This window comes from Allochromatium palmeri (assembly GCF_009720725.1).
Taxonomy (GTDB): Bacteria; Pseudomonadota; Gammaproteobacteria; order Chromatiales; family Chromatiaceae; genus Thermochromatium; species Thermochromatium palmeri.
Genome location: NZ_WNKT01000106.1, coordinates 1 through 2,960, shown reverse-complemented (window position 1 = coordinate 2,960; position 2,960 = coordinate 1). Strand labels below are relative to the sequence as shown.

The following is a 2,960-nucleotide window of genomic DNA, read 5'->3' as shown; positions in this document are numbered from 1 at the left end:
CGTTTCGCTGGACCTATATCGGCAAGCCGCTGATGGCATGAAATTGTCCAGTCAACTTAAGGTGCGCGGTACTAGGGCGATCAAGAGGCGTCCATCGGCTTGGCGATGGGTGTCCAAGGCACGCTGCTGGTGCAAGGCGTCGACCACGTCGAGGAACACCGGGGCCAGATACTCCGGTGAGATCGGGTCGAGCAGGTTGCCGATCTGCTGGGTGCTCGGAATCTCGTGCACGCCGAACAGCGAACGGGCATTGTTGCGTCCGCGTTCTTTCTGCATGCGTCGCTGATAATCCAGGAACGACGGGCTTTGCATGAAGAACGCCGAAAAAGCACTCAGCCCGGCGTCACCGATCGCATAACGCTGGTTGTTGCCGCCCTTGCGATGGTCTGGCAGTCCGAACAACGCTTCACGAAGCCCGGTGACCAAGCCCGTGACCGAGAAGAGGCTTGGTGTGGGGGCCACAGGGGCTACTGGCTTCAGGACCATCGGGGTCTCCGGTCGACTCTCAAAACGTCCTTCATAGCATCATGGTCTTAAATTTAGAACTGCTGCCTGTTCACGGCCTGGGGTGTCGGCGGTGTTCTCGGACCCTGGGCCGGCGCCTGGATCTACAGTCTGATGGACTCTTACGAGGCCGCGCTACTGGCCGCCGCTGTCGCGGCTGGATTGGCCACGCTCTGCTCGATCGGCCTGGGCACGCCGCGTGAGCGACTATCTGGTGTGGAGTGCCTGAGCATTGATGACAGCGACGGCTCCAACGTCACACTGAATCCGAAGTAAGGAATACGGATTGCCCTGAAAGACTGTATTTTTGATTTCGCATATGCGCTCAATCAAATATGATTCCGCCACATCATCGACCACGGCCCCGCCGACCGCCGATTCACGCCATGCTCGACCCCCAAGCCTTCTTCGAAGCCCATGCCTGATCCCGGCCGCGGCCTTGGCACTCAACCCGACCCCATCGGAGTAGCCCCATGTCGGTTCAATGTGAAGTCACCGCCAAACAGGCCGCCGGTGCGTCCATGAGCGTCTTCGAGCGCTGGCTGAGTCTGTGGGTTGCGCTCTGCATCGTCGTCGGAATCGCCCTGGGCCAGTTCATGCCCGCGCCCGTCCAGTTCCTGGGCCGGCTGGAGGTGGCTCAGGTCAACATCCCGGTCGGACTGCTGATTTGGGTGATGATCATCCCGATGCTGATCAAGATCGACTTCGGGGCCCTGCATCAGGTGCGCGATCACTGGAAGGGCATCGGCGTGACCCTGTTCGTCAACTGGGCGGTCAAGCCGTTCTCGATGGCGCTCCTGGCGTGGCTGTTCATCCGCGGACTCTTCGCCGACTGGCTGCCGGCCGAGCAGCTCGATTCCTATGTCGCCGGGCTGATCCTGCTGGCCGCCGCGCCCTGCACCGCCATGGTCTTCGTCTGGAGCCGGCTGACCGGGGGCGATCCCTATTTCACCCTGTCGCAGGTGGCGCTCAACGACGCCATCATGATCGTCGCCTTTGCGCCGATCGTGGGCCTGCTGCTGGGGCTGTCGGCGATCATCGTGCCCTGGGATACGCTGCTGATCTCGGTGCTGCTCTATATCGTCATCCCGGTCATCATTGCCCAGGTCTGGCGTAAGCGTCTGCTGGCTCAGGGTCAGGAACGCTTCGACGCCACGCTCGATGTCCTGGGTCACGCCTCCATCGTCGCGCTGCTGCTGACCCTGGTGCTGCTGTTTGCGTTCCAGGGGGAGCAGATCATCGCCCAGCCGCTGATCATCGCCCTGCTGGCGGTGCCGATCCTGATCCAGGTGTTCTTCAACTCGGCGCTGGCCTACTGGCTCAATCGTCTGGTCGGCGAGAAACACAGTGTCGCCTGTCCCTCGGCGCTGATCGGCGCCTCGAACTTCTTCGAGCTGGCGGTGGCGGCGGCGATCGCCCTGTTCGGCTTCCAGTCCGGCGCGGCGCTCGCGACCGTGGTCGGGGTGCTGATCGAGGTGCCGGTGATGCTCGTGGTGGTGCGGGTGGTCAATGCCAGCCGGGGCTGGTACGAGGCCGGTATTCCCATCGATCACAGACGCGCGGAGGAACGCGCATGAAAACACTCGAACGCTTCGACCCGGCCCTGGTGCAGTGCCGGACCGATCTGCTGTAGCTCACCGAGCATGGGGGGCGGGTCGACGGCGTGACGACGCGCGCCTGGCTGGCCATGCAGGCCAATGACGATCTCGCGCAAGCCCTCCAGCAAGAACAGCCGCCGGTGGCCAAGCGGGCGTCGCCGATGTTCGATGAAGCGGCCGCCATTGAGGCGCCCGTGTTCACAGCCATTTGTTGCGTTTAAACAGATAGAGCATCCCGGCGGCGATGGCGATCATCACCCCCCAGATCATGGGATACCCGTAGTCCCAGCGCAGCTCGGGCATGGCCCAGGCACTGTGGGCGTTATTGCCGAAATTCATGCCATAGACGCCCGCCACAAAGGTCAGGGGAATGAACAGCGTGGCGATGATGGTGAGCAACCGCATGGATTCATTCAGGCGGTTGCTGACACTCGACAGATAGACGTCCAGCAGGCTGGTGATCATCTCGCGATCGCTTTCCACCAGATCTAGGATCTGCACCGTATGGTCATGGCTGTCGCGCAGAAAGAGCCGGGTCTCGGGTGTGATACAGGCGCAGTCGCCACGCAAGAGTTGACTCAGAACCTCCCGCTGCGGCCACGCCAGGCGTCGTAGCCACAGGAGTTCACGGCGGATCTGATGCACCCTGGCCAGGGTCTGTTGGGTGGGTTGCGTCAAGACTTCGTCCTCAAGCGCTTCGAGTCGTTCGCCATAGGAAACGCTGAACAATTCCGTTTTGGCGAAGGGGTCTGAGTGATACCCTTGTGCCCTGTGTTCTCCACCGCCCTCAGCCTGACGACGATGCCCAAGAAACGCGCCCCGAAGCCGAAGTACCAGACCCGCCGTGAACGGTTCCTG

At 62.1% G+C, this 2,960-nt stretch carries 5 protein-coding genes; 2 read left to right on the top strand and 3 right to left on the bottom strand.

All coding sequences use genetic code 11. The features are described from left to right. Positions 1 to 51: 51 nt before the first annotated feature. Positions 52 to 486: a hypothetical protein gene (locus GJ668_RS19560; RefSeq protein WP_155451757.1), complete on the bottom strand. Its 435-nt coding sequence runs from the start codon at positions 484 to 486 to the stop codon at positions 52 to 54. 132 nt (positions 487 to 618) lie between these two features. On the opposite strand from GJ668_RS19560, the gene GJ668_RS19555 reads away from it, so the two are divergent. Both GJ668_RS19555 and arsB read left to right on the top strand, forming a co-directional pair. After that, complete coding sequence (locus GJ668_RS19555; protein ID WP_155451756.1) at positions 619 to 780, top strand: hypothetical protein; 162 nt, start codon at positions 619 to 621, stop codon at positions 778 to 780. Positions 781 to 977: 197 nt separating this feature from the next. Further along, the gene (arsB, locus tag GJ668_RS19550; protein ID WP_155451755.1) at positions 978 to 2,081 is read left to right on the top strand and encodes an ACR3 family arsenite efflux transporter; all 1,104 of its coding nucleotides are present in this window, start codon (positions 978 to 980) and stop codon (positions 2,079 to 2,081) included. Here arsB and GJ668_RS19545 read toward each other — a convergent pair. Continuing rightward, complete coding sequence (locus GJ668_RS19545) at positions 2,054 to 2,218, bottom strand: hypothetical protein (protein ID WP_155451754.1); 165 nt, start codon at positions 2,216 to 2,218, stop codon at positions 2,054 to 2,056. The genes arsB and GJ668_RS19545 overlap by 28 nt on opposite strands. 82 nt (positions 2,219 to 2,300) lie before the next feature. Continuing rightward, the coding region (corA, locus tag GJ668_RS19540) for a magnesium/cobalt transporter CorA (RefSeq protein WP_246195033.1) at positions 2,301 to 2,960 on the bottom strand (660 nt) is incomplete at its 5' end.

Coding starts and splice junctions, on each gene's coding strand:
- arsB (WP_155451755.1), top strand. CDS start 978: ATGTCGGTTCAATGTGAAGTCACCGCCAAACAGGCCGCCGGTGCGTCC.
- GJ668_RS19555 (WP_155451756.1), top strand. CDS start 619: ATGGACTCTTACGAGGCCGCGCTACTGGCCGCCGCTGTCGCGGCTGGA.
- GJ668_RS19560 (WP_155451757.1), bottom strand. CDS start 486: ATGGTCCTGAAGCCAGTAGCCCCTGTGGCCCCCACACCAAGCCTCTTC.